The following is a 25,862-nucleotide window of genomic DNA, read 5'->3' as shown; positions in this document are numbered from 1 at the left end:
CGCAGCATATCGGCTATCGAAACTGGAACAACACATGGCAACCCTGAGCTTTGAAGGCGTAAGCAAAGTCTACCCCGGCGACATCGCCGTCATACACGGCATCGACATGGTGGTGGAAGATGGCGAATTCATCGTCATCGTCGGCCCATCGGGTTGCGGCAAATCGACCTTGATGCGCATGGTGGCCGGGCTGGAAAGCATCACCAGCGGCCAAATCAGCATCGACGGCAAAGTCGTCAACAAGCTGGAGCCCGCCGAGCGCGATATTGCGATGGTGTTTCAGAACTACGCGCTCTACCCTCACATGTCGGTCTTCGAGAACATGGCCTACGGCCTGAAGATCCGCAAGCTCAGCAAGGCCGACATCCAGAAGCGCGTAGAAAACGCCGCGCAAATCCTGGAGCTTTCTCTGCTGCTGGATCGCCGACCCCGCCAACTATCCGGAGGTCAACGACAACGCGTAGCCATGGGCCGAGCCATCGTGCGCGACCCGAAGGTGTTTCTGTTTGACGAACCCTTGTCCAACCTGGACGCCAAGCTGCGCGTGCAGATGCGGTTGGAAATCCAGAAACTGCATCGTCGTTTGCGCACCACCAGCCTGTATGTGACGCACGATCAGGTTGAGGCCATGACACTGGCCGAACGCATGGTGGTAATGAATGCCGGGATTGCCGAGCAGATAGGTACGCCGATCGAAGTCTTCGAAAAGCCGGCATCTATCTTTGTGGCCAGCTTTATCGGATCGCCACCGATGAATTTGATTCCGGTGATGATCGATGAGTTGGGCCAGGTGTTGGACGAAGACGGCGCTTTACTGGACTTTGATACGGCGTCGGTACCAGCCTCCGTGCGCAACCGTAAAGTGATTATGGGAATGCGGCCGGAGCACATGAGGCTACATGCCAGCGGGATAGAGATGGAAGTAGAGATGGTGGAGATTTTGGGGTCAGAGCAACTGATCCATGGCCGCCACGGCATTACACCTATTGTGCTGCGTTGCCCGGTGGGGCTGACGAAGGATTTTCCGCTGCAGATCGGCGAGGCAGTACAAGTGGGCGCGGATGGCGTGCATCCGCTGCATTGGTTTGAAGTGGAGAGTGGGAAACGGATTGAGGGTTGATGGCTTTCGAACTATCGGCTTTTTAGTTCGCACCGGTCATTGCTGCTCAAGCGCGAGCGGCAAAAGCGGGGGGCCTCGAAACCTGACTTCTAACGATTTTTCATAACAGTCTGTTACTCTCATGCGCTGCCCAGCTTGTAGATTAGCCCAGGCATAGGCTCGGATATTCTGATGCATGTGGCCCAGTCGGCCCGCTGGCTGCGGCCTAGCTCCAACAGTACAGAGATTCTGCTTCCCCCTTCGACGTTCATATTATGGTCGCATCCACTCTTGTCGGCATGCTGTGCGCACACTTGTTGTGCTTTTCGGGCATGTTTTTACTTATCAGTCGACGCCTGCCTGGCAACAGGATGGGTATGGATTTTTTTGCCGCTGGTAACCTTCTGCTGGCGTCGGCTTATATCCTTCAACTGATTGAAGGTGGTCCGGCCTGGAGCCTGATGAGCGTAGCCAACCATATCCTCACGCTTGCTGCACCAATCGCCTATTGCCTTGGCGCCATGCGTTTCTTTGGGCGTCCGGTTCGGCTGTGGCGTTGGTTGATTTTATTTGCCATCGTCTATGGCATTGCACAGTGCTTGGTGCAGTGGGGCGCTGGGCCCGCCGCACGTTATGCAATGCTTGCTGCCACGGCCACCATGCTTTTCTTTGCAATGGTAATCGCCGTCATCTATGGTGTGCGCACTTTTGCAAAAGACCTGCGTGGAGAGATGATTTTCTTCGCGTTTTTGATTGGAGGCATTTGCGTTCTGAACGCGTTGAAGTTCTTGAAAATTGTAGATGGCGGCCTGGACGCGCTGCACATGGACAACCGCTTTCAAATGAGTTTCTACATCTACATGTCTACCCTGGCCACCATCGTGCCGCCCTCTATCGTCTGGCTGGTACTGCGGCGTCTGACAGACAACCTGCGCAACATGGCCGCACGCGACCCCCTGACAGACCTGCTCAATCGCAGAGGGATTCAAGAGGCGGTGGAACGCTACTTCGATGCCCGGAATGCCGCGCCTGCTTACCTAATGCTGGTGGATGTCGACCACTTTAAAGGAATCAACGATACGCATGGTCACCAAGCCGGCGACGAAGTCATATGCCACATTGCAACTTTACTTCGCGCCACAGTACGTCGGGGCGACCTGACAGCCCGCATTGGTGGAGAAGAGTTCGTGGTCATCTGCCTGGAAACCGACGCCGAGGGTGGCATGCTTCTGGCTGAGCGTCTGCGGGCCAACGTTGAAAGCCAAGCGGCCAGAATTGCTGGTTCGGGTCATCTGGTGTCCTGCACCGTCACCATTGGGATCTCACCTCATTTCTATGGCGCACAAGGCATGGGGGACGCGCTTCGACAAGCCGATGCGGCTCTCTATAGAGGAAAAGCGGCAGGGCGCAATCGGATCGAATGGGCCAATATTGCCGACAATAATTCAGCAGGGTGTAGTTCAGCTGGAAATACTACGGTGGCTACTGCTAAAGGCCACCCCGCTTAAACGGGCGCGTTCGCTGGACAGTGCTTTGACACGAGCCAGCAAAATCACAATTTCTATTCCGTGTTGTACAAGATAGACGCGATAGCTCGGCCCATGGTGAATCCGCATTTCTGACACGCCTTTGCCAACATGTTCAGAGCAAGCCCCCCACTCATCATCGACCCGCGTCGCGCGCCATACCTGGAGCCGCTCATAAGAACGCAAAACCAAAAAGCCCACCGAATCACTCCAGTGGGCTTCTACCATCTAGCAGAATAACGACCGTTTACTGATAAACAGTCTTGCTGCCATCCTTGTGCCAAGTGAACACGTCAAACTTGAAATCATTCAGGTCGCCCTGCTTGTTCCAGGAGATCTTGCCTATCGGCGTGGCAATCGTATTGGCATGCAAATACTTGGCTACCTTGACTGGATCATCCTCGCCCACACCCTTGATCGCCTCAGCAATCGCCGTCGTAGCCGAATAAGCCGTCAACTGAAACGCACCGCTAGGATCGCGCTTCTTGTCAGTAAACGCCTTAACAATCGCCGCGTTCGAAGGATCCTTAGTGAAGTCTGCCGGCAAAGTCACCAGCATCCCTTCCACTGAACCACCTGCAATCGCATTAATGTCCGGATTGCCTACGCCCTCAGGCCCCATGAACTTCGCCTGCACGCCCTGCTCTGCACCCTGGCGCAGCAACAGACCCATTTCGGGATGGTAGCCACCGTAGTAAACGAAGTCTGCTCCCGAGCTCTTCAGCTTCGTGATCACGGCAGAGTAATCGCTGTCGCCGGCGTTGATGCCTTCAAACATCGCAACCTTGACGCCTGCCTTTTCCAGTTCGCTCTTGACCGAGCTGGCAATGCCTTGGCCATACGACTGCTTGTCGTGCAGCACGGCGACTAACTGAGGCTTGATCTTCTCGATAATGAACTTGGCGGCCGCTGGGCCTTGCTGATCGTCGCGCCCGATGGTGCGGAAGATCATGTCGTAGTTCTTGCCATCGGTGACCGCTGGCGAGGTGGCCGACGGGGTGACCATGACGACGCCTTCGTTGTTATAGACGTTGGTGGCGGCGATGGTGGCGCCCGAGCACACGTGCCCGACTACATAGTTGATCTCGTCATTGACGACGCGGTTGGCAACGACTGGGCCTTGCTTGGGTTCGCAGCCATCGTCGATGGTGACGGCTTCAAGTTGCTTGCCCAGCACGCCGCCGGCGGCGTTGATCTGTTCGATGGCGGTGTCGACGCCCTCTTTCACCATGGTGCCGTATTGCGTCAGTGCCCCGGTGAAGGGCCCTGCGATGGCGATCTTGATGGTGTCGGCGGCCAGCGCGCCTGTGGAAAACAGCATGCCGGCAGCCAGGCCGATGGCGGCTGCAACGGGAGTAAATCGAATCTTCATATAGCCTCCTGAAAGTACGCAGCCAAGCATAACACCGAAAGAATGGGCCATGACACCGGCCGTTTTCAGGGTTTTCGCTAGGCGTCTTCAGGAGGCTGGGGGCTTATTGCAGCAGGCTGCGCAACATCCAGGCGTTCTTCTCGTGGATGTCCAGGCGTTGCGTCAATAGATCGACTGTGGGCTCGTCGCTGACCGAGTCGGCTTTCTTCAGCGCGGCGCGTGCCGTCCTGCACACTGCCTCGTTGCCCTTGACCAGCATCTCTATCATTTCCTCGGCGGTGGGCACTGAAGTTGGCTCGGCGATGGAGGAAAGACGCGCGTACTCGGCATAGGTGCCGGGCGCATAATTGCCCAGCGCGCGTATGCGCTCGGCGATGCTGTCCAGTGCCTGCCACGACTCTGTGTACTGGTCCATGAACATCTGGTGCAAGGTATTGAATAGCGGGCCAGTGACGTTCCAATGGAAGTTGTGCGTCATCAGGTACAAGGTGTACGAATCGGCCAGCATCTTCGATAGTTCAGCAGTGACCGTGGCGCGCTCTTTTTCTGAAAGTCCTATGTCGATAGGCAACCCTTTTGCGACTGACTTCAGGGTTTTGTCCAGCTTGCTTGCTTTTGCCATGTAGACCTCCGAGGTAATGTAGGAATCCGTTTATCCAGAATACCATGCGTCGGCGCTGCAACGCCGCGAGTTCAGGCCGGCGCCGCGACGCTTTCGGGGCTGTAGTCCAGGTAATTGACGCCAGGCAAGGCGCAGGCCCGTATCGCTTCGATCAGTGCCTCGATGGCGGTCGGTCGCGGAAAGCTTTTGCGCCATACCAACACGACGCGGCGGTCGGGCACCGGCTTATTGAAGGGGATGTAGCTCAGCAGGTTGTTTTCCAGGCCGGGCATGGACAAGGCGCTGGTCGGCAGTACGGTAACCCCGATACCCGCGGCCACCATATGCCTGATGGTTTCCAGCGACGAGCCCTCGAAGGTGCGCTGTATGCCCTCGCTGGAGGCCGAGAATCGCGATAGCTCGGGGCATACTTCCAGCACCTGATCACGGAAACAATGGCCACTGCCCAGCAGCAGCATGGTCTCGTCCTTAAGCTGCGAGGCATTGATTTCTTTCTTGCCGGCCCAGGCATGATGCGTGGGCACCGCCACGAGGAAGGGCTCGTCGTATAGCTCTTGCATCATCAGGCCCGACTCGGGCAGTGGCAGCGCCACGATGGCGCAGTCGATCTCGCCCTGCCGCAACAGCTCCAGCAATCGGGCCGTAAAGTTCTCCTGCAGCAACAAAGGCATCTGCGGTGTGTGCTCGATCTGCGTGGGTACCAGGCGCGGCAGCAGATACGGGCCTATGGTGTGAATCACGCCCACGCGCAGCGGCCCCGCCAGGGGATCATGGCCTTGCCGCGCGATCTCGCGCAAGTTGGCGCTTTCCTCCAGCACGCGCTGTGCTTGCGCGACCACACGCAAGCCGATGGGTGTAATGCCGACTTCCGTGCCGCCGCGTTCGAACAGCACCACGCCCAGCTCTTCTTCCAGCTTGCGTATGGCCACGGACAAGGTCGGCTGGCTGACGAAGCAGGCTTCCGCCGCCCGGCCAAAATGCCGTTCGCGGGCAACGGCTACGATGTACTTGAGTTCTGTGAGGGTCATTTCGGTATCTCGGCTATGGTCTTGCGCGGGCTTAGCTGCGCAGGTAGTCCTGTCGGTTGCGCATCCAGCGTTGCAAATGCGCTTTGGCATGATCGGGATAGCGCTTGCGCAATTCCTGCAAGGCTTCTTGCGCCTGTTCCACAATCAAGGCATCGGTTTCCAGGTCCGCGAAGCGCAAAAGCGCCTGGCCGGACTGCCGCACGCCCAGGAACTCACCTGGCCCGCGCAAGGCCAGGTCGCGCCTGGCAATATCGAAACCGTCGGATGTTTCGTACATGGCCCGCAACCGCTGGCGTGCAATGGCCGATAGCGGCGCCTGGTACATCAGCACGCAGATGGATTGCTGGCTGCCCCGCCCTACCCGACCGCGCAATTGGTGCAATTGCGCCAGCCCGAAACGTTCGGCGTGCTCGATGATCATGAGCGAGGCGTTGGGCACGTCCACCCCGACTTCAATCACCGTGGTGGCTACCAGCAAATCTGTCTGGCCATCTCGAAAGGCCTGCATGACCTCTTGCTTCTGGGCCGGAGCCAGCTTGCCATGTATCAGCCCCACCCGCAGATCCGGTAAGGCGGCAGCCAGGCGCGCATGCGTGTCCACTGCGGTTTGCAGTTGCAAGGCTTCGCTTTCCTCTACCAAGGGGCACACCCAATATGCCTGGCGGCCCAACCGCACTTCCGTGACCACGCTGCCCAGCACATCGTCGCGCCGCGTATCGGAGATCAGTTTGGTCAGTACCGGGCTGCGTCCCGGTGGCAGCTCGTCGATGACCGATACATCCAGATCCGCGAAAAACGTCATGGCCAGCGTGCGGGGGATGGGTGTGGCACTCATGTTCAGCTGGTGGGGAATAAGCCCGCCTGTATTCGCTTCGTGCTCGCCCTTTCGGCTTAGCTGCAGGCGCTGTCCCACACCGAAGCGATGCTGCTCGTCCAGAATGGCCAGGCCCAGATCGGCAAACTGCACCTTGTCTTGTATTAGCGCCTGCGTGCCAACGACCAGTTGCGCATGGCCCGATGCTATGGCTTCGGCCGCCAGCCGCCGCGCCTTGGGCGTCAGGCTGCCGGTAAGCCATGCTACCTGCACCCCCAGGGGCTCCAGCCAGCCGACCAGTTTCTGGAAATGCTGCTCGGCAAGGATCTCGGTCGGCGCCATGATGGCCACCTGGCAACCGCTGGATATCGCCTGGGCGGCTGCGAAAGCCGCAACAATGGTCTTGCCGCTGCCCACATCCCCCTGTAGCAAGCGATGCATGGGAAAGCTGCGCCCCAGGTCGCTGGCAATTTCGTCGATGCAGCGCTGCTGCGCAGCGGTCAGCGCAAACGGCAAGCTGTTACGCAGCCCCTGTACCAGATCGCCCTGTGCAACGGCAAGCGGCTTGGCGCGCTGCCGCCGCCGGGCCGCGCGGGCAGCAGCCAGGGACAACTGCTGGGCCAGCAGTTCGTCGAACTTGATGCGCGACCATGCCGGATGCCCTCTTTCTATGAGGTCCGCATAAGAGACGGTGGCAGGTGGATGGTGCAACATGCGTATGGCCTGGCCGAACGGCATCAAGCCATAACGGCTGCATATGTCGTCGGGCAGCGTATCCGAAAGATCAGCCGTCTGCAGCGCCTGATCGATGGCCTTGCGCAAGGAGGCCTGCGTCAAGCCATCGGTGGTGGGATACACCGGCGTCAGCGCTTCTGGCAGCGGCAAGCCAGCGACCGAAACGCGCGGGTGCACCATCTCGGCCCCATGAAAGCCATGGCGGACCTCGCCTCGCACCCGCAGGCGTCGACCAGGCTCCATCTGCTTTTGCTGGCTGGGATAGAAGTTAAGCCAGCGCAAGGCAAGCTCGCCGCTGTCGTCCCGCAGGGTCGCATGCAGTTGCCGGCGCGGACGAAACTGCACCTCGCTATGCATGACCTCGCCTTCGACCTGAGCGTGCACGCCGGCATACAACGAGGCGATCGGCACAATCCGCGTCTCGTCCTCGTACCGCAAGGGCAGATGCACCACGAAATCGCCCGGCTCGCGCAAACCCAAAGCCTGCAGCTTGCGCTCGACAAGCGAGGTCGCTTTATCGCCCGTAGCGGCCGGGTGGCGCACTTTCCTGGCAGTCGCCATGCAATTTACCTGTGCTGCCCCGGCTAGATTACGATGATGGCTTCCACCTCGAACTGCGCACCCTTGGGCAAGCTCGAAACGCCGATGGTCGAGCGTGCCGGAAAGGGCTGGGGGATGATGTCGGCCATGATGGCGTTTGCGCTGGCGAACTTGGAAAGGTCGGTCAGGAACAGTGTGAGCTTCACGATACTTTCCAAGGTGCCGCCTGCGGCTTCAATAACGGCCTGCATATTGGCGAACGACTGGCGGACCTGTCCTTCGAAGTTCTCGGACACGAGTTCTCCGGTGGCTGGCTCCAGCCCAATCTGACCAGACAGATAAACGGTTTTGCCGGCGCCGGCCGCTACAGCCTGCGAATACGGGCCTACTGCGGCGGGTGCTGCGTCGGTATGAATGATTTGCTTGGACATGATGCTCTCTGTTTAGTCATAAAAACAACTATCAGAGTGTAATCATCTATAGCCATAATTAAAAGGGGTGCCGCGATGGACGGCGCCCCGGTCGGCTATTTACTTGTCGACGAAGGCCCGCTCGATGACGTAGTCGCCCGGCTGGCCTACGCCCGCCGATACGACAAAGCCCCTGCTTTCCAGCATGGCGCTGGTGTCGGCCAACATGTGGGGGCTGCCGCAAAGCATGGCACGGTCGACAGCAGGATCCAGCGGCGGCAGGCCGATATCCTTGAACAATTGTCCAGATTCGACCACATGGGTGATGCGGCCCTGGTGCTTGAACGGTTCGCGCGTGACGGTGGGATAGTAAATGAGCTTCTCGCGCACGACCTCGCCGAAATACTCATTGTTGGGCAATTCGTTCTGGATGAAGTCGGCATAAGCCAGCTCGCTCTTGAAGCGCACGCCGTGCACCAGGACGACTTTTTCGAACCGTTCGTAGACGTCGGGGTCTTTGATGATGCTCATGAATGGCGCCAACCCGGTGCCTGTAGCGAACAGGTAAAGATGCTTGCCCGGCTTCAGGTCATCGGCCACCAGCGTACCCACCGGCTTCTTGCTGATCAGCACCGTGTCGCCTTCCTGCAGATGCTGCAGGCGCGAAGTCAGGGGACCGTCCTGCACCTTGATGCTGAGAAACTCCAGGTTTTCCTCGTAATTGGCGCTGGCGATGCTGTAGGCGCGCATCAAGGGCTTGCCGTTGACCTCCAGGCCCAGCATCACGAAGTGCCCATTATGGAACCGCAGCGCCGGGTCGCGCGTGGTCTTGAATGAAAAGAGGGAATCGTTCCAGTGATGAACGCTAAGGACTTGTTCGGTATTGAAAGCTGCCATGAGTCTCTAAAGTTGAGCGTAAGCCGTTAAGTGATTCTAAACGAGCCGTCGAAGTGTCGATTCGTGTTGAATAGTTGTCCGGAGTCTGCTATCTTTCGGTTATCGAGATGATAATCATTTCCATTCAGGCATTTTACATGCCTGGCTCTATTTTAGCCCTTCCCTGGAGATACCAGATGCGCGCACAACAGTTGCGGCCTTTGCTTCGTTCAATGCTGTTCGTCGGCTTCGCTGCCGTCTCTACCCTTTCGTCTGCTGCATGGTCAGCGGACGTCAGTCTGTACACCACGCGCGAGCCCAAGCTTATCCAGCCATTGCTGGAAGAATTCACGAAAGACACCGGTGTTAACGTCAACACGGTGTTCGTCAAGGACGGTCTTATCGAGCGCGTCAAGGCCGAGGGCGATAAATCTCCCGCCGACGTCCTCATGACGGTCGATATCGGCAACCTGCTCGACCTGGTCGAAGCCGGCATCACGCAACCGGTAGACTCAAAAGTACTCAAAGAGACCATTCCCGCCAACTTGCGCGGCCAGGACGATCAATGGTTCACCTTGTCGCTGCGCGACCGCGTGGCCTATGTGGCCAAGGATCTGGACGTCAGCGCCATTACCTACGAAGCCTTTGCCGATCCCAAATGGAAAGGCAAGGTTTGCATACGCTCTGGTCAGCACCCCTACAATACCGCGCTGATCGCGGCCATGATCGCGCATAACGGCGTCGAGGCAACCGAAGACTGGCTGCGCAACGTCAAGAACAATCTGGGCCGTAAGGCAGCAGGCGGCGACCGCGATGTGGCGCGCGACATTCTGGGCGGCATTTGCGATATTGGCATTGCCAACGCCTATTATGTGGGCCGCATGAAGAACGCCGAGCCCGGCACCGACGCGCGCAAATGGGGTGACGCCATCAAGGTCGTACGCCCTACTTTCGCTGCCGAGAAAAGCCGCGGCACGCACGTGAACATCTCCGGCGCTGCAGTGGCCAAGCACGCGCCTAACAAAGACAATGCGGTCAAACTGCTCGAGTACCTGGTGTCGGACAAGGCGCAAGCCATGTATGCCAACGCCAACTACGAGTATCCGATCAAAGAAGGCATACAGTTGGATCCCGTCGTGGCAAGCTTCGGTCCTCTGGTGGTAGATCCCTTGCCGCTTACGGAAATCGCCCGGCATCGCAAGCAGGCCAGCGAACTGGTCGATAAAGTTGGATTCAACAACTAGTAATCCTGGCTGGCGGGTTGCTGCATTTCTGATTGCCTTGTGCGTGATGGCTCCGGTCATCACGCTTTCTTGGCTTGCAATGCAAGGCTCGCTGGACCATTGGTCGCATCTGCTGGACTACGTCCTTCCGACGGCATTTCGCAACACGGCATTGCTGTTGTTAGGCGTAGGTGTTTTGGTGACGTGTCTGGGGGTGGGTGCCGCCTGGCTGATCACGGCGTTCGACTTCCCGACACGTAATACCTTGTCGTGGGCCTTACTGTTGCCGCTAGCCGTGCCTACCTATATCGTCGCCTTCGCTTATCTGGACATCCTGCACCCCATCGGGCCGGTGCAGGGTCTTATCCGCGACCTGCTTGGCTACGATAGCCCTCGCGACTTCCGGCTGCCCGACCTGCGCTCCTTGCCCGGCGCCATATTTTTGCTGGGCTTCGTCTTATACCCCTATGTTTATCTCAGCACCCGGGTCATGTTCGGCACCCAGGCCGCCAGTCTGCTGGAAGCTGCCCGCGTGCTGGGCGAATCGCCGCGTAGCGTGTTTTTCCGGGTCGCGCTTCCGCTGGCGCGTCCGGCCATTGCGGTCGGGGTCAGCCTGGCTTTGCTGGAAACCCTGAACGACATAGGCGCGTCCGAGTTCCTCGGTGTGCAGACGCTAACGGTTTCGGTCTACACCACCTGGATAACGCGTAACGATTTGGCCGCGGCGTCGCAAATTGCGCTGGCCATGCTGGCGCTGGTTGTCGCACTGATCATGCTGGAACGATATGGCCGACGTCGCCAACGCTACGCAAGCACGCAGCGGGTCCGTTCCATGCGAGCCCAACGCTTGACGGGACGCCACGCCCTGGTGGCGATGGGTCTGGGCTGGGCCCCGATTATTATCGGCTTCGTTGCGCCCGGCCTGTATCTGCTGAACGAAACCTTCAAGCATTTCCATACCGTGGGCGGCGTATCGGACAGTCTGCTCATGAGCGGCTACAACACAGTGCGTGTCGCACTGATTGCCACGGTGGTCACCCTGGCCTGCGGCCTGTTAGTCGCCTGGACCGCCCGTAGTGTGCGCAACGGTGCTTCCATGACCTTGTCGCGCGTGTATGCCAGGATAGCCACCTCGGGCTACGCCATTCCGGGCACGGTGCTGGCCATAGGGCTGCTGATGCCCATCATGCTGGTCGATCGCTTCGCGTCTGCTGTCTGGCAAGCGCTGGGCAATCCCGACCCGGGCCTGCTGCTGATGGGAACGACAACGGCGCTGGTGTGTGCCTACGTGATCCGGTTTCTTGCCATCTCCATAGGCGGCATCGAGGCTGGCCTGGCCCGCATTCCGCCGTCCATAGAACAGGCTTCCCGCCTCCTGGGAGAAACCCACTCCGGCACCTTGCGGCGCATACACCTGCCCTTGTTAAGGCCTGCACTGGGGGCTGCCGCCTTGCTGGTCTTCGTCGACACGATGAAAGAGCTGCCCGCCACGCTGATGCTGCGGCCAGTCAACTTCGACACCTTGGCCACCTGGCTATATGCCGAGGCCGCACGCGGCACTTACGAGGAAGGCGCTGTGGCTGCGCTGGCCATTGTCCTGGCCGGCCTGCTGCCCGTTATTCTCCTGGCTCGTACCCAATTCAAGACCAACTATTGATATGTCCGATCAACTGACTCTCGACAATATTTCCCTGGCTTATGACACGCCGGACGGCGTGGTGCCGGTCATCCAGCAACTGTCGCTATGCCTGGAGCAAGGCAGCATAGGATGCCTGCTTGGCGCGTCTGGATGCGGCAAAACGACGGTACTGCGAGCGATCGCGGGCTTCGAGCCCTTGCGCGCTGGCACCATTTGCCTGGGTGACACAGTGCTGTCCACGGTGGGGCAACAAGTGCGGCCCGAACACCGCCATGTCGGAATGATGTTCCAGGACTACGCGTTGTTCCCGCACCTGAACGTCGAGAAGAACATCGCCTTTGGACTGCGACGCTGGGACAAACCCCGGCGTAGCCGGCGCGTACAAGAGCTGCTTGCTCTAACCGGGCTGGAAGGCTCAGAGCGCCGCTATCCCCACGAATTGTCGGGCGGGCAGCAGCAACGGGTCGCGCTGGCACGCGCCCTCGCCCCCGAGCCGGAATTGCTATTGCTGGACGAGCCCTTTTCCAACCTGGATGTCGATACGCGCGAGCGCCTGGCGTTCGAGGTACGCGACATTCTTAAAAAGACCGGCCACACCGCCGTACTGGTTACGCACAATCAGGCCGAAGCCTTCGCCATCGCAGACCGTATCGGCGTGATGCAGAAAGGCGAGATCGTACAGTGGGATACGCCTTACGGCTTGCATACCCGGCCGGCCACCACTTTCGTGTCCGACTTCATCAAACGCGAAGCCTTGATGGCGCAGCGCGCCCAGGCTTACTTGCGCGGCGAAGCCCACCCGACCGCGATAGCGGTCGGCGCATAAGCGGTTCGCCTAGAACTGATAGGTATAAGTCAGCTGCAATACATCCAGGCCATCGTTGGGCTTTTTGATGCCGGCATTGGAAAAATGCGAGTACCGCAAGCCGATACGGTGGGCATCTGCGATTAGCGCGCCTACGCCAATATGGTTGCCGAACTGGAATGCAGAACCCAGTCCTTTGTCGGCAAAGCTGGTGCGACTAAAGGCGTTGACGCCCACGCCGATTTCGGTATAGAAAAATTCATTAGGCCACCAGCGCAACATCGGTGTAGCGCTCACTTGCCACAGGGAATCGGGATGCCCGTGCTGCGCATCCCAATAAGCGACGCCCAGTTCGGCCGTCAGCGTGACACGACCCCATTCACCACTGGACTGATGGCTCCACAACGGAGCGGTCTCATAGACCAGGCCCAGTCGACGGTAGTCGTCGTGATAGCCCAGTCTTGCACCCCAGCCTTCGCCCTGCCCCGCCTGCCAAAAGTTTGGCTCGCCGGAACCAGTGCTCGTCTGGGCGACCGCCATGCTTCCGGTGCCAAGGGCCAATGCAAGTATGCCAACATGAACCCACTGAGCGGGCTTGATGGAACGGGGCGTAGTCATGATGCTTCCTCTGCTTGATGAGACAACGCCTAGAAGCAAGCTTTATGCCCGTAAGGATTCAGGATCGATCAACGCCGTCTATGCCCAGGTCGGCGCATTTGCGCGTCAGGGTATTGCGCCCCATGCCCAGGCGCTGTGCCGCTTCCACACGTCGGCCGCGGCTGTAGCTCAACGCGGTCTCAAGCAACACCCGCTCAAAGTCGCGCGTCAGCGTGGCCATGATGGCCGGCTCATTGCGCGACAGCCTGCCTTGCGTTTCGTGGGCCAGGGCTTGCATCCAGTTGGCCGGCGCTGTGGCAGACCTGCGTTGCGGCTCACCGTCATCGACGACATCATCCTCGGCGCGCAGCTCGGGCGGCAAGTCCTTGATGTCGATGGTCTGGCTGGGTGACATCACCGTCAGCCATTGGCAGAAGTTTTCGAGCTGGCGGATATTACCCGGGTAATCGAAGGCGCAAAGCACCTCCAGGGCTGCGGCCGAGACGCGGCGTACCGGCACCCCCAGTGCGGCGGCGCTATCGTGCATAAAACGTTCCACCAGCCCGGCGATGTCCTGGCGCCGCTCGCGCAAGGGGGTAGTCGCAAGCGGATGACGTTTAAACGATGGAACAGATCTTCGCGGAATCGGCCCTCGGCCACGCGCTGCTCCAAAGGCTGGTGCGTGGCGGCCACGATGCGGGCATCGGCCTGAATGGCTTGTGATCCACCCACACGATAGAAGCTGCCTTCGGCCAGCACCCGGAGCAGGCGGGTTTGCAGGTCGAAAGGCATGTCGCCGATCTCATCAAGAAACAGGGTGCCGCCGCGTGCTTCTTCGAAGCGGCCCCGCCTTTGTTGCGTTGCCCCGGTAAAGGCACCGCGCTCGTGGCCAAACAGCTCGGCCTCCAGCAGGTCCTTCGGTATGGCCGCCGCGTTGAGGGCCACAAAAGGACCTTTGGCCCGTTCACTGTGTTCGTGCAGGGCCCGGGCAACCAGCTCTTTGCCAGTGCCTGATTCGCCCGTGATCAATACCGTGACAGAGGACGCCGCCAACCTGCCGATGGCGCGAAACACCTCTTGCATGGCGGGCGACGAAGACTGGATCATTGTGCGACCCGGGTTTGTCGCGCCGGTCGCTGTCGTGCCGGCATCCTGGTCAGCATCATGGCTTGCGGTCATGGCCGCCGCACGCTCGACCAGCGCTACCGCATCATTCACGTCAAAGGGCTTGGGCAGGTACTCGAAAGCCCCTTTCTGAAACGCGGCTACGGTGCTGTTCAGGTCGGTAAAGGCCGTCATGACGATGACAGCCATGTGGGGGTGCGCCTGCTTGACCTGGTGCAACAGTGCCAGGCCATCTTGCCCGGGCATGCGCACATCCGTCATCAGCACGCTGGGCGTTTCCGAATTCAGGGCATCGATGACATCGGCCGCGTTCGAAAAGCTGCGCACCGGTAAATTGGCCCTGTCCAGTGCTTTCTCGAGTACCCATCGTATGCTTTGGTCGTCATCGACTATCCATACCGGCTTCATAATTGCTCCAATGGCAGCACCATGCGGAATTCCGTGCGGCCCATTTGCGTATCGAACTCGACCACGCCGCCGTGCTGTTGCACGAGTTCCTGCGCCAGGCTCAGCCCCAGCCCCGTGCCGTTGGCCCGGCCCGTGACCAGCGGATGAAACAGCTTGTCCTGCAAGACGCCGGGTACGCCCGGACCGTTATCGATCACGGAAATCACCACGCCCAACTTGATCTGCTGCGTGGCCACCAGCAGCTGGCGACCAATCCGGGTGCGCAGGCATAGCTGTGGGACTTCCTGCATGGCAGACTCGGTAAGCGCCTGCGCTGCGTTGCGGGTCAGGTTCAACAAGGCCTGAAACAATCGGTCGAAGTCGGCGTCCAGCTCGGGCACCGACGCGTCGTAATCCCGCTCGATCGCTACGCTGGGAAACTCGGCGCCCACCAGCTTGCGGACTCGCTCGCATACCTCGTGTATGTTCAGACGAGTCCGTTCCAGGCTGCCGCCCTGTGGCGTGATCAGCCTGTCGATCAAGCCCGCCAGGCGATCCACCTCGGCAACAATGACGCGGGTGTATTCCTGTAGCGACTCAGACCCCAGTTCGGCCTGCAGCAATTGCGCCGCGCCACGTATGCCGCCCAGGGGGTTCTTGATCTCATGCGCCAGATTGCGCAGCGACTCGCGTTGCGCCGCAAGTTCTTTACTTAACTGCTGATGCTTGTCCAGCAGGACGTGATGTTCGATCTGCCTGACTTCCAGCAAGCCCGCCCAGGGCAGGCCCTGCAGCGGAACAATCACCAGGCTTACCGACAGCCGTCCACCTGGGTGCTCAATGATGCAGTCCTGACGCAGTATGCCGAACCGGCCCGCCAACGCTTCAGGCAGCCGGTCCGCCAATCCGGCCTCCGGATCGAACAGCCTGTCTGCCGCCTGCCCCACAAGCCGGCGGCGCGACATGCTGAACAACTCTTCTGCGGCCGTGTTGGCCCGCAGCACGAGACCGGACTCATCCAGCAGCAGGACAGCCGTGGAGAGCAGGTCGTAACTGGCGACGTCCATGTCGAATCCAAAAGGCCATGGGCGCCGGCCTGGCCGCCCGACCTGGCTAGAGGCTGTAGTACATGTCGAACTCGACGGGGTGTGGCGTCATGCGCAAGCGCGTGATCTCGGCTTGCTTCAGTTCGATGTAGGCATCGATCATGTCGTTGCTGAATACCCCGCCGCGCGTCAGGAACTCGCGGTCGGCATCCAGGGCCTCGATGGCCTCTTCGAGCGTCACGCACACCGTTGGGATCTTTGCGTCTTCTTCCGGCGGCAAATCGTACAGATTCTTGTCGGCGGGATCGCCCGGATGGATCTTGTTCTGGACGCCGTCCAGACCGGCCATCATCAGCGCCGAAAACGCCAGATAGGGGTTGGCCAGCGGATCGGGGAAACGCGCCTCCACGCGGCGGCCCTTGGGGCTGCCCACATAGGGAATACGGATCGAGGCCGACCGGTTACGCGCCGAGTAGGCCAGCTTCACGGGTGCTTCGTAATGGGGCACCAGCCGCTTGTACGAGTTGGTTCCCGGATTGGTCAGGGCATTCAGGGCCCTGGCGTGGCGGATGATGCCGCCTATGTAGAACAGGGCGAACTCGGACAGACCCGCATAGCCGTTACCGGCGAACAGGTTTTGTCCGTCTTTCCAGATGGACTGGTGCACGTGCATGCCCGAGCCGTTGTCGCCAACGATGGGCTTGGGCATGAAGGTAGCCGTTTTGCCGTAGACGTGCGCAACATTGTGTACGGTGTACTTCAGGATTTGGTTCCAGTCGGCGCGCTCGACCAGCGTGCTGAATTGTGTGCCGATTTCCAACTGCCCCGCTCCGGCCACTTCGTGGTGATGCACCTCGACCGGGACACCTTGCTGTTCCAGCAGCAAGCACATTTCAGAACGCATGTCGTGGAAGGAGTCTACCGGGGGCACCGGCACATAGCCGCCCTTGACGCGTGGGCGGTGCCCCTGGTTGCCGCCTTCCATATCCATAGAGCGCGACCACGGTGCCTCTTCGGATTTGATCTTGACGAAACTGCCCGACATGTCGTCGTTCCAGGTAATGCCGTCAAACACGAAAAACTCGGGCTCCGGGCCGAAGTAAGCCGTGTCGCCCAGGCCGCTGGACTTCAGATAGGCTTCCGCACGTTTTGCAAGGGAGCGCGGATCGCGATCGTAGCCTTTCAGGTCGGAAGGCTCGACCACATCGCAAGTCAGGTTTAGCGTGGGCTCTTCGCGGAAAGGATCCATGCGTGCAGAGCCGGCATCCGGTATCAACACCATGTCCGATGCTTCAATACCCTTCCATCCTGCAATGGAGGAGCCATCGAACGCTACGCCAACTTCCAGGCGCTCTTCATCGACCAGACCGGCCGGTACCGTCAAGTGGTGCTCCTTGCCCAGCGTGTCGGTGAATCGGAAATCCACAAAGGCAACTTCTTTATCGGCGATCAACTTGATGACTTCTTCGGGCGTGGGCATATAGGCTCCTGAACCTGGATTGAATGGTGACACACTGCTTTACGCAAAGTCCGTGCCAGCTTTTTCGGCGTCGACGTGAGCCTGGGAAGTGCGTAGAGTAGACAGAAAGCCCCAAACTGGGGCTCGATGCACCGATATGGTGCAGATTGTAGTGCGCCAGCCGTTTACTGCGCAACGTTAATCGAGAAATTCTGCCTGCAAGTCGTTCAAGAACCGCCAACCCAATTCGGTGGCACGCAATCGTTCTTTGTCCGGTTCCAGCAAGCCCTTGCTTATCGCGCTGTCTATCGCCGGCGCAATCGCCAATATGGACTGACCGGTGCGCTCGATGAAACTGCTGCGCGGTACGCCCTCCTTCAGGCGCAAGGCATTAAGCATGAACTCGAAACCCAGTTCCTTCCACTGCACGGCACGATCTTCGGCAAGGTGGCTGCCGTCCCGCCGTACCGCCTTCTGCATCCAGGAAGTCGGGTTCTTGATCTTGGCCTGCCTGATGATGCGATCGTGAAAGGAAAGCTTGCCATGGGCGCCAGGGCCTATACCCAGATAGTCGCCGAACTCCCAATAATTGAGGTTATGGCGACTGCGTTGGCCCGGCTGGGCATAGGCCGACACCTCGTAGCGTTCCCAACCGCGCGCCGCCGTGGTGTCGGTAATGAAGTCTTGCATGGCGGCGCTTAGATCGTCGTCCGGCACCACCGGCGGATACTTCGCAAACACGGTGTTCGGCTCGAGCGTCAGGTGATACAGAGACAGATGGCCCGTCTGATAGTCCATGGCCTGCAGCAAATCGCTGCGACAGCCCTCCAGCGTCTGACCGGGCAAGGCGTACATGATGTCCAAGTTGACGCGGTCGACCGCCGCCTGCGCCGCCTCGATGGCCGAGCGTGCCTGGGCACCGTCGTGTATGCGTCCCAGTGCCTTCAGCGCCCGGTCATCGAAGCTCTGTATGCCCAGCGATATCCGATTGACACCGCTGGCGGCGTAATCCAGAAAGCGTCCGGCCTCGACTGTCCCCGGGTTGGCTTCCATGGTGATTTCCGCATCCGGCAAAAGGTTCAGGCAGGCGCGCAGCATTGCCAGCATATCGTCCACAGCGCGGGCCGAAAGCAGGCTGGGGGTGCCGCCGCCGATGAACACCGAAATCACCTGCCGTCCCCAGATCAGCGGCAAGGCTTGCTCGAGATCGGCCTGGAGCGCCGCCAGATACTCTTGCTCGGGCACCTCGGTGTTGAGCTCATGAGAATTGAAATCGCAGTAAGGGCACTTGCGTACGCACCATGGCACATGCACATACAAGGACAGCGGGGGCAAGCTGGAAAGAATACTGCGGCCGCCGGGGCCGGGGACGACCGTGGGCTTCTTCATGAAAGGCGCCCTCGCAAGGCCTGTAGCAGCGTCTGCAGTGCCTGCGCGCGATGGCTTAGTCGGTTCTTTTCCTCCGGCACAAGCTCGGCAACCGTCTTGCCCAGCGCGGGAAGAAAGAAGTGGGGGTCATAGCCAAAGCCATGGCTGCCCCGGGGGGTGTCCACGATTTCTCCTTCCCAGGTGCCTTCCACGACGATGGGCCGCGGATCGTCGGCTGACTGCAGCCATACCAATACCGCTACATAAGAGGCGCTACGGTCGGTGGATGAAGCAAGCTCCTGCACCAGCCGCCTGTTGTTGGCGGCATCCGACTTGGCGCCGCCCTCGTGCATGGCCGCATAGCGCGCCGAATGCACCCCCGGCGCACCGCTCAGGGCCTTGACGCAAAGGCCCGAGTCATCAGCCAGCGCGGGCATACCGGTAAGCCGGCTGGCGTGGCGGGCCTTGGCCAGGGCATTTTCCAGGAAGGTCGAGTAAGGCTCATCTGCTTCAGGGACTTGCAAGTCGCCTTGAGGACGCATAAGTATGCCGGCCTTGCCAAGAATGGCGGAGAACTCTATTACCTTGCCGGCATTGTTCGATGCCAGTACGACTTCAATCATGTTGACGACCTTCCGCGGCATCCTTGACCAGCAAAGACACCAACTCTTTAGCGAATACGGGGAGTTTATCGAACTGCTTCACGCAGATATGCAGACGCCGCAGTGCCCAGGCATCCGCCAGCTGAATGATTTTAAGCGGCAAATCCTTCACGTAGCGGCCGGCTGCGGATTCCGGAATGACGCCTATGCCGACATGGGCGGCGATCATCCTGCAAGCGGCTTCGAAATTGCTGACCTCTACCCGAAAGCGCAACATGCGTCCCAGGTCGTCGGCCGCCTGCAGCAGGAAGGCGTGGATCGCACTGGTTTCCGAAAGGCCAACGTAGTCATAGGCCAATGTTTCATCGAAGTTGACAACGGCGCTACCCGCCAGGGGGTGATCCACGTGCGTGACCAGCACCAGTCTGTCGGTACGGTAGGGAAGAAACTCGATGTTTTCCCCGCCGCCAACCTGGGCCGTGATCCCGATGTCTGCCGAACCGTCCACGACTGCCTTGATGACCTGAAAGCTCAGGCGCTCGCGCAGTTCGACCGTGACGTCGCGGTGCTCGCCAAGGTAGTTTGCCAGGATGGCAGGCATGAATTCGTTCATAGCGGTCGTATTGGCGTACACCCGCACGCGGCCTTTCACGCCACTGGCGTACTCCTGGATATCGCCCCGCAAGTGCTCCAGTTGACGCAAAACCACACGAGCGTGCTTGACGAAGGCCTCGCCGGACGGCGTAAGGGTTACGCCCTGGCTGCTGCGGTACAGCAAAGCGGTGCCCAGATGACTTTCGAGGTTTTTAACGCGGTTGCTGGCCGCCGGCAGCGAAAGAAAGGATCTTTCCGCCCCTTTTGTCATGCTGTGAGCGCTCGCGACGTTCACCATAAGCTGCATGTCAGTCAGGTCGAAGTGCATGGCCATGTGGCGTTCTCTTCAAAATTGGTAAACCTATGCTTAAGCAAGCGCAAATTGGCAAGCTGTACGCATTCAGGCAAAGTGATAGACATTGTAATTAAACCCGGGTATTGACTTCATGACGCAAGACAACGCTTTTCAGGACATACGCGACGCAATCCGCGACCTTTGTGCGCAATTCCCACCGGAGTATTTCCGCAAGATCGATGAAGAGCGCGGTTACCCGGACGAGTTCGTCAAAACCTTGACCGAGGCCGGATGGCTGGCTGCCCTGATACCCGAGGAATACGGCGGCTCGGGGCTGAGCCTGACGGCGGCATCGGTGATCATGGAAGAGATCAACCGCAATGGCGGCAATTCTGGCGTCTGCCACGGGCAAATGTATAACATGGGCACTTTACTGCGCCATGGCTCGGACGAGCAAAAGCAGCGATACCTGCCCCGCATCGCCAGTGGCGAACTGCGTTTGCAGTCCATGGGCGTTACCGAACCCACCACAGGCACCGATACGACCAAGATCAAGACCACGGCCGTGCGCAAGGGCGATCGCTACGTCATCAACGGCCAGAAGGTCTGGATTTCGCGCATACAGCACTCGGACCTGATGATACTGCTGGCACGCACGACACCACTGGATCAGGTAAAGAAAAAATCCGAAGGCATGTCGATCTTCCTGGTCGATCTGCATGATGCCGTCAAGCACGGGATGACGGTGCGCCCCATCCCCAATATGGTCAATCACGAGACCAATGAACTGTTCTTTGACAATCTTGAGATCCCTGCCGAGAACCTCATCGGCGAGGAAGGCAAAGGTTTCAGGTACATCCTGGACGGCCTCAATGCCGAGCGCGCCCTGATCGCCGCCGAGTGCATAGGCGACGGGCACTGGTTTATCGACAAGGTGTCGGCATACGTCAAGGAGCGCATTGTATTCAACCGCCCCATCGGACAGAATCAAGGCGTGCAGTTTCCCATCGCGCGCGCTCATATCAATATAGAGGCTGCCAGCTTGATGCGCTTTGAGGCTTGCCGACTGTACGACGCCCACCAGCCTTGTGGCGCGCAAGCCAATATGGCTAAGCTGCTGGCGGCCGATGCCTCCTGGGAAGCCGCCAACGCCTGCCTGCAGTTCCATGGGGGCTTTGGTTTCGCTAACGAATACGACATAGAACGCAAATTCCGCGAAACGCGGCTCTACCAGGTTGCTCCCATTTCGACCAACCTGATCCTGTCTTACGTCGCCGAGCATGTCCTCGGACTGCCCCGCTCCTTTTAACTGCAGCTTCACTTCAAGATTGCCATGCCCGACACGACCAGCCACCCAAGCGCCGAGCTCGCCGAGTTCACCGCGCAACTTGCCTACGAAGACATCCCGCCCGAAGTTCTGCGCCGCACTGAAGACCTGATGCTCGATTGCGTGGCATCGATACTGGCCGGGTCCAGCGCCCGCTCGGTACAGGCAATAGCGCATCTGGCCGACATCATGGGCCCGACCAGCGGTCCGTCCGAAAACATGGTCACACGCAAGACGACCAGCCCCTTGTTCGCCGCCATGGTCAATGCGGCCTCGGCACACATGGTCGAACAGGACGACGTCCATAATGGCTCGGTGTTCCATCCGGCAGCCGTGGTTTTTCCGCCGGCCATAGCAGTGGCCCAGGCGCTGGGCCGCTCTGGGCCTGACTTGTTGACGGCCTGCGTGGCCGGCTACGAAGCCGGCATACGCATCGGCGAATTCCTGGGCCGCTCGCATTACAAGGTGTTCCATACCACCGGCACGGCGGGCGCACTGGCCTCGGCCGTGGCCGTAGGGCGCCTGCTGGGTTTGGACAAGAAGCAGATGCTGAACGCGCTGGGCTCGGCCGGAACGCAAGCGGCCGGCTTGTGGGAGTTCTTGCGCGATGGCGCTGATTCCAAGCAATTGCATACCGCCAAGGCAGCCAGCAACGGGGTCAGTGCTGCCTACCTGGCTCTGGATGGATTCACGGGCGCACAACGCATACTTGAAGGCTCGCAAGGGATGGCTGCCGGCATGTCCACCGACGCCGACCCGTCCCGCCTTACCGACGGGCTGGGCAGCCGCTGGACCGTACTTGAAACCTCCTTCAAGTTTCATGCCTCGTGCCGCCATACACACCCGGCCGCCGATGCCTTGCAAGCGCTGATGCACACGCACGGCCTGGGCGCCGACCAGATCGCTTCAGTGGTTGCACAGGTGCATCAGGGCGCTATCGACGTGCTTGGCCCGGTAACGCATCCGGTCACGGTGCATCAATCCAAATTCTCGATGGGCACGGTGCTGGGCCTGATCGCCACGCATGGCCGTGCCGGCTTGCCCGAGTTTGACGCCGCCCTCCACGACGCCGGCATCGCGGATTTTCGTTCGCGGGTCACGATGGAGCTGGATCCTGAAGTCGATGCGGCTTACCCGCGCCAGTGGCTGGGCAAGGTAAGAGTGCAAACCACGGACGGCCGCAGCCTGGCAGCACGTGTCGACGAACCCAAGGGCGATCCGGGCAATACGCTGTCGCGCCCCGAACTGGAAGACAAGGCCTTGAGGCTGGGAACCTACCGCAATGCCGCTACGCCAGCGGAAGTCCAGGCACTGATCGGCCGTATCTGGGGCCTGGCCGACACCAGCATGGTGGGCCGGCTACTGGCCTAGCGCCTGCTTCTGCAGAGCCAGCAACTGTGTAATGCCGCCCTCGGCCAGTTGCAGCAGCGTGTTCAGTTGGGCGCGGTCGAAGGTCTGCCCTTCGGCCGTGCCCTGCACTTCTACGAATTGACCCGCGCCTGTCATGACAATGTTCATGTCGGCGCCGCAACCGGCGTCTTCTTCGTAGTCCAGGTCCAGCACCGCAGTACCGTTGACCAAGCCTACCGATACGGCGGCGACCTGATCCAGAATGGGATTGCTGCTTAATACCCCGCGTTCCATCAGACCCTGCACCGCAATGGCTGCCGCCACCCAGGCGCCAGTGATGCTCGCGCAACGCGTGCCGCCATCAGCCTGCAATACATCGCAATCCAGTTGCAGGCTGCGTTCGCCCAAGGCGGATAGATCGAATACCGCACGCAAGCTGCGCCCGATCAAGCGCTGTATTTCCTGGGTGCGGCCGCTTTGCTTGCCGCGCGCGGCTTCCCGGTCAGAACGGGTATGGGTAGAGCGCGGCAGCATTCCGTACTCGGCGGTCACCCAGCCTTGCCCCTTGCCCTTCAGAAATGGCGGCACTTTTTCCAGAATGCTGGCGTTGCACAATACATGGGTGTCGCCGGCACGTATCAGGACAGACCCTTCGGCATGGCGCGTGTAGCCGACCTCCATGGTCAGCGGGCGTAGTGCATGGACTGCTCGTCCCGCTGGACGCATGGCGGTGGACGATAGTGGCAGTTGGCTGTCGGACAAACGAAACTCCTGATTAAGATGATAAGGGTCGGCGAATGATTGTCGCATGAGACCGGCTTACAATAAGCGGCAACAATAGCGCAAAGGTAAACCCGATGATACGCAGCATGACCGCTTTTGGCAGCGGACGAACCGAATCCCCGCAAGGCACAGTCAGTGTAGAGTGCCGAACCGTCAACAGCCGTTATCTGGATATCAATTTTCGCCTGCCCGACGACCTGCGCATGGCCGAAGGCGCGTTGCGCGACGAGCTGGGCAAGGTACTGAAGCGTGGCAAGATAGACCTGCGCGTCAACTATACCCGAGCCGACACAGGCGGTCGGCCGGTACTTGATGTCGATTATGCGCGCGAGATGGCAGCGCAACTTGCGCAAGCCCGCAAGATAATCCCCGACCTTCCGGCACCGCGTTTGGCGGAACTGATGGTGTCGGGCACCGAATCCGAAGGCTTTGATCCCGACATCTGGACGGCCATGTGCCGCGAGGCAGCCGCCCAGGCCATCGGCCAGTTGCAGGAGGCACGCGAACGCGAAGGCCAACGGCTGGCCGACATGATGCTTGACTGTGCCGCGCAGGTAAGCGCCATCGTTGACGAAGTCGAGAAAGATCTGCCCGCCATGCTGGCCGAGCATCAGGCCAAGCTGGGCAACAAGCTGCGAGACGCGCTGACCTCTGCCAGCCCCGAGGGGTATATGCACATCACGGGGCCGGAGCTCTCGGCCCGAATCGCACAGGAAGCGTCCTTGTTCTCTTTGCGTATTGACGTCGCCGAAGAATTGTCCAGAATGCGTTCCCACATCGCCGAATTGCAGCATCTGCTCGGCAGTGATACCCAGGTCAAAACTGCAGCATCGGCCAAAAGCGGCGGTAGCGCCGGCAAGCGCCTTGATTTCCTGTTCCAGGAAATGAACCGCGAAGCCAATACCTTGGGCTCGAAAGCCAGCGCCCTGAGCGTCACCCGCGCCGCCATCAACCTGAAACTACTGATCGAACAAATGCGCGAACAAGCGCAAAATATCGAATAAGCGGCAGTCCTATTCGGGCGGCGTAACGGGAACCCGCAAGCCTGCAGCGGTGCCAGCCGGCGTATGGGGTGGCACCAGCGCCTCGGGCGGCAATACAATCGGCTCCAGCGTGTGATCGTCCTCGTGTATCCACTCGCGCCAGATTGCCACCAGCAATGCCATCAGCACCGGCCCGATAAACAGCCCGACCAGACCCATGGTCTTGACCCCACCGACCAAGCCAAAAAACGTAGGCAAAAATGGCAGCTTGACCGGTCCGCCGACCAGATGCGGACGCAGTGTCTTGTCCACAATGAACAGTTCTATAGCGCCCCAGGCGAACAAACCCAGGCCGGCCATGGCATTGCCCGAACCCACCAAATAAAGCGAAACCAGCGAAAAAGCCAGCGGCGCACCGCCGGGGATCAATGCCATGAAACCGGTGATCACGCCCAGTAGTACGGGCGAAGGCACACCGGCAACCCAGTAAGCCGTACCCAGCACCACGCCCTCTCCGAGTGCGATCAAGCCCATGCCGGTGACGGTGGAATTGATGGTGGCGGGAACCACGCGGGAAAAGCGCTGCCAGCGCCCGGGCAGGATGCGTTCTCCGACGATATCGAGCTGACCGAGAATACGCATGCCATCCTTGTAGATGAAAAACAGCGTAATCAGCATGAACACCACAGTCAGCAGCAAACGGAAGATGTCGCCGGTGGCCGACAGCAGCATCCGGTAGATGTTGCCCAGATGCTCGCCGCTGACCAGCTCGACCACTTCGCCCAACGCATGCGGCTCGCCCAGATAGGTGGCCCAGTACTCGGCCAGTCGCTCGCCGACCAGCGGCAGGGCTGGTATCCAGGCGGGCGTCGGCATGCCGTGCCGGTTGGCTGCCAGCGTCCAGCCAATAAAGCTGTTGGCTTCCTGTATGGCATAGCTCAAGGCCAGCGACAGCGGAATAATCAACACCAGAATGACGATGATGAGCGCCAGGCTGGCGGCCACCGCGTTGCGTCCGTTGCATGCCTGCTCCAGCCGACGATACAGGCGCCAACTGGCAAGGCTGATGATCAGCGCGGCCAGGACCGGAACCAGGAAGCCGCTGAGGAAGTACAGCCCCACCAGTACGACCAGCACAAGTAGCCAGCGAGCGATCAGATAAGCGGGCAAGACAGGTTGCATGTTGACGTAAGTAATGACGACGGAAGGTTTCGACAATATCACGAATCGGCTTGCCGCTGCCTCGCGTGGATCGCG

Annotated in this window: 22 protein-coding genes and 1 pseudogene; 8 read left to right on the top strand and 15 right to left on the bottom strand. The window is 59.8% G+C overall.

The genetic code is table 11. The annotated features are described in order from the left end of the window. Positions 1-34 precede the first annotated feature (34 nt). Positions 35-1,120: a sn-glycerol-3-phosphate import ATP-binding protein UgpC gene (locus CKA81_RS05540; RefSeq protein WP_128354398.1), complete on the top strand. Its 1,086-nt coding sequence runs from the start codon at positions 35-37 to the stop codon at positions 1,118-1,120. Between the two features lie 254 nt (positions 1,121-1,374). Further along, complete coding sequence (locus CKA81_RS05535; RefSeq protein ID WP_199287563.1) at positions 1,375-2,607, top strand: GGDEF domain-containing protein; 1,233 nt, start codon at positions 1,375-1,377, stop codon at positions 2,605-2,607. A 265-nt stretch (positions 2,608-2,872) separates the two neighbouring features. Here the strand turns inward: CKA81_RS05535 and CKA81_RS05525 are convergent, their stop codons facing one another. The 6 genes from CKA81_RS05525 to CKA81_RS05500 form a co-directional block, all read right to left on the bottom strand. After that, the gene (locus CKA81_RS05525; protein WP_128354397.1) at positions 2,873-3,997 is read right to left on the bottom strand and encodes a branched-chain amino acid ABC transporter substrate-binding protein; all 1,125 of its coding nucleotides are present in this window, start codon (positions 3,995-3,997) and stop codon (positions 2,873-2,875) included. A gap of 103 nt (positions 3,998-4,100) precedes the next feature. Continuing rightward, complete coding sequence (locus CKA81_RS05520; RefSeq protein ID WP_128354396.1) at positions 4,101-4,619, bottom strand: Dps family protein; 519 nt, start codon at positions 4,617-4,619, stop codon at positions 4,101-4,103. Positions 4,620-4,690: 71 nt separating this feature from the next. Further along, on the bottom strand, positions 4,691-5,647 hold the full coding sequence (locus CKA81_RS05515; protein ID WP_128354395.1) for a LysR substrate-binding domain-containing protein: 957 nt from the start codon (positions 5,645-5,647) through the stop codon (positions 4,691-4,693). A 31-nt stretch (positions 5,648-5,678) separates the two neighbouring features. Next, a complete protein-coding gene (gene recG, locus CKA81_RS05510; RefSeq protein ID WP_128354394.1) occupies positions 5,679-7,757 on the bottom strand; it encodes an ATP-dependent DNA helicase RecG in 2,079 nt (692 codons plus the stop codon). A 23-nt stretch (positions 7,758-7,780) separates the two neighbouring features. Next, positions 7,781-8,167 (bottom strand): Rid family detoxifying hydrolase, encoded by a 387-nt coding sequence (locus tag CKA81_RS05505; protein WP_128354393.1) that lies wholly within the window; start codon positions 8,165-8,167, stop codon positions 7,781-7,783. Between the two features lie 99 nt (positions 8,168-8,266). Further along, complete coding sequence (locus tag CKA81_RS05500) at positions 8,267-9,043, bottom strand: ferredoxin--NADP reductase (protein WP_128354392.1); 777 nt, start codon at positions 9,041-9,043, stop codon at positions 8,267-8,269. A 176-nt stretch (positions 9,044-9,219) separates the two neighbouring features. Between CKA81_RS05500 and CKA81_RS05495 the strand changes: the two genes are divergently transcribed. The 3 genes from CKA81_RS05495 to CKA81_RS05485 are packed head-to-tail and all read left to right on the top strand — an operon-like array spanning position 9,220 to position 12,710. Beyond that, a complete protein-coding gene (locus CKA81_RS05495; RefSeq protein ID WP_128354391.1) occupies positions 9,220-10,266 on the top strand; it encodes a Fe(3+) ABC transporter substrate-binding protein in 1,047 nt (348 codons plus the stop codon). Next, positions 10,244-11,902, top strand: a complete 1,659-nt coding sequence (locus CKA81_RS05490; RefSeq protein WP_394342547.1) for an ABC transporter permease — start codon at positions 10,244-10,246, stop codon at positions 11,900-11,902. The genes CKA81_RS05495 and CKA81_RS05490 overlap by 23 nt, the downstream gene beginning before the upstream one ends. Position 11,903: 1 nt before the next feature. Next, entirely contained in the window at positions 11,904-12,710 is an 807-nt protein-coding gene (locus CKA81_RS05485; protein WP_128354390.1) for an ABC transporter ATP-binding protein, read from the top strand. 9 nt (positions 12,711-12,719) lie between these two features. On the opposite strand, the gene CKA81_RS05480 is transcribed toward CKA81_RS05485, so the two are convergent. From CKA81_RS05480 to CKA81_RS05450, 7 genes and pseudogenes are all read right to left on the bottom strand, one after another. Next, positions 12,720-13,307 (bottom strand): acyloxyacyl hydrolase, encoded by a 588-nt coding sequence (locus tag CKA81_RS05480; RefSeq protein WP_164878349.1) that lies wholly within the window; start codon positions 13,305-13,307, stop codon positions 12,720-12,722. Between the two features lie 58 nt (positions 13,308-13,365). Next, positions 13,366-14,819, bottom strand: a pseudogene (gene ntrC / locus CKA81_RS05475) (nitrogen regulation protein NR(I)). Then, positions 14,816-15,865 (bottom strand): nitrogen regulation protein NR(II), encoded by a 1,050-nt coding sequence (gene glnL / locus CKA81_RS05470; RefSeq protein WP_128354389.1) that lies wholly within the window; start codon positions 15,863-15,865, stop codon positions 14,816-14,818. The pseudogene ntrC and the gene glnL overlap by 4 nt, the downstream one beginning before the upstream one ends. A gap of 46 nt (positions 15,866-15,911) precedes the next feature. Then, positions 15,912-17,324, bottom strand: coding sequence for a type I glutamate--ammonia ligase (gene glnA, locus CKA81_RS05465; RefSeq protein ID WP_128354388.1), 1,413 nt, complete (start codon positions 17,322-17,324; stop codon positions 15,912-15,914). A gap of 177 nt (positions 17,325-17,501) precedes the next feature. Beyond that, the gene (gene hemW, locus CKA81_RS05460; RefSeq protein ID WP_128354387.1) at positions 17,502-18,692 is read right to left on the bottom strand and encodes a radical SAM family heme chaperone HemW; all 1,191 of its coding nucleotides are present in this window, start codon (positions 18,690-18,692) and stop codon (positions 17,502-17,504) included. Further along, positions 18,689-19,294 (bottom strand): RdgB/HAM1 family non-canonical purine NTP pyrophosphatase, encoded by a 606-nt coding sequence (rdgB, locus tag CKA81_RS05455; RefSeq protein WP_128354386.1) that lies wholly within the window; start codon positions 19,292-19,294, stop codon positions 18,689-18,691. Before rdgB ends, hemW begins: the two co-directional genes overlap by 4 nt. Beyond that, the gene (locus CKA81_RS05450) at positions 19,287-20,201 is read right to left on the bottom strand and encodes a LysR substrate-binding domain-containing protein (RefSeq protein WP_128354385.1); all 915 of its coding nucleotides are present in this window, start codon (positions 20,199-20,201) and stop codon (positions 19,287-19,289) included. Before CKA81_RS05450 ends, rdgB begins: the two co-directional genes overlap by 8 nt. A 112-nt stretch (positions 20,202-20,313) precedes the next feature. Here CKA81_RS05450 and CKA81_RS05445 point away from each other — a divergent pair, with 112 nt between their 5' ends. After that, complete coding sequence (locus CKA81_RS05445) at positions 20,314-21,471, top strand: acyl-CoA dehydrogenase family protein (RefSeq protein WP_128354384.1); 1,158 nt, start codon at positions 20,314-20,316, stop codon at positions 21,469-21,471. A 24-nt stretch (positions 21,472-21,495) separates the two neighbouring features. Next, positions 21,496-22,860, top strand: coding sequence for an MmgE/PrpD family protein (locus CKA81_RS05440; RefSeq protein ID WP_128354383.1), 1,365 nt, complete (start codon positions 21,496-21,498; stop codon positions 22,858-22,860). Here the strand turns inward: CKA81_RS05440 and rph are convergent. Then, positions 22,849-23,565 carry a ribonuclease PH gene (gene rph / locus CKA81_RS05435; protein WP_128356598.1) on the bottom strand — a complete coding sequence of 239 codons (717 nt, stop codon included), beginning with the start codon at positions 23,563-23,565 and terminating at the stop codon, positions 22,849-22,851. The two genes, CKA81_RS05440 and rph, sit on opposite strands and share 12 nt — an antisense overlap. 131 nt (positions 23,566-23,696) lie before the next feature. On the opposite strand from rph, the gene CKA81_RS05430 reads away from it, so the two are divergent. Next, positions 23,697-24,626: a YicC/YloC family endoribonuclease gene (locus CKA81_RS05430; RefSeq protein WP_128354382.1), complete on the top strand. Its 930-nt coding sequence runs from the start codon at positions 23,697-23,699 to the stop codon at positions 24,624-24,626. 9 nt (positions 24,627-24,635) lie between these two features. Here CKA81_RS05430 and CKA81_RS05425 read toward each other — a convergent pair whose 3' ends face one another. Beyond that, positions 24,636-25,787 (bottom strand): AI-2E family transporter, encoded by a 1,152-nt coding sequence (locus CKA81_RS05425; RefSeq protein ID WP_128356596.1) that lies wholly within the window; start codon positions 25,785-25,787, stop codon positions 24,636-24,638. Between the last annotated feature and the right edge of the window lie 75 nt (positions 25,788-25,862).

This window comes from Pollutimonas thiosulfatoxidans (assembly GCF_004022565.1).
GTDB classification, from domain to species: Bacteria; Pseudomonadota; Gammaproteobacteria; order Burkholderiales; family Burkholderiaceae_B; genus Pusillimonas_D; species Pusillimonas_D thiosulfatoxidans.
This window is presented reverse-complemented; position numbering and strand designations above follow the sequence as displayed.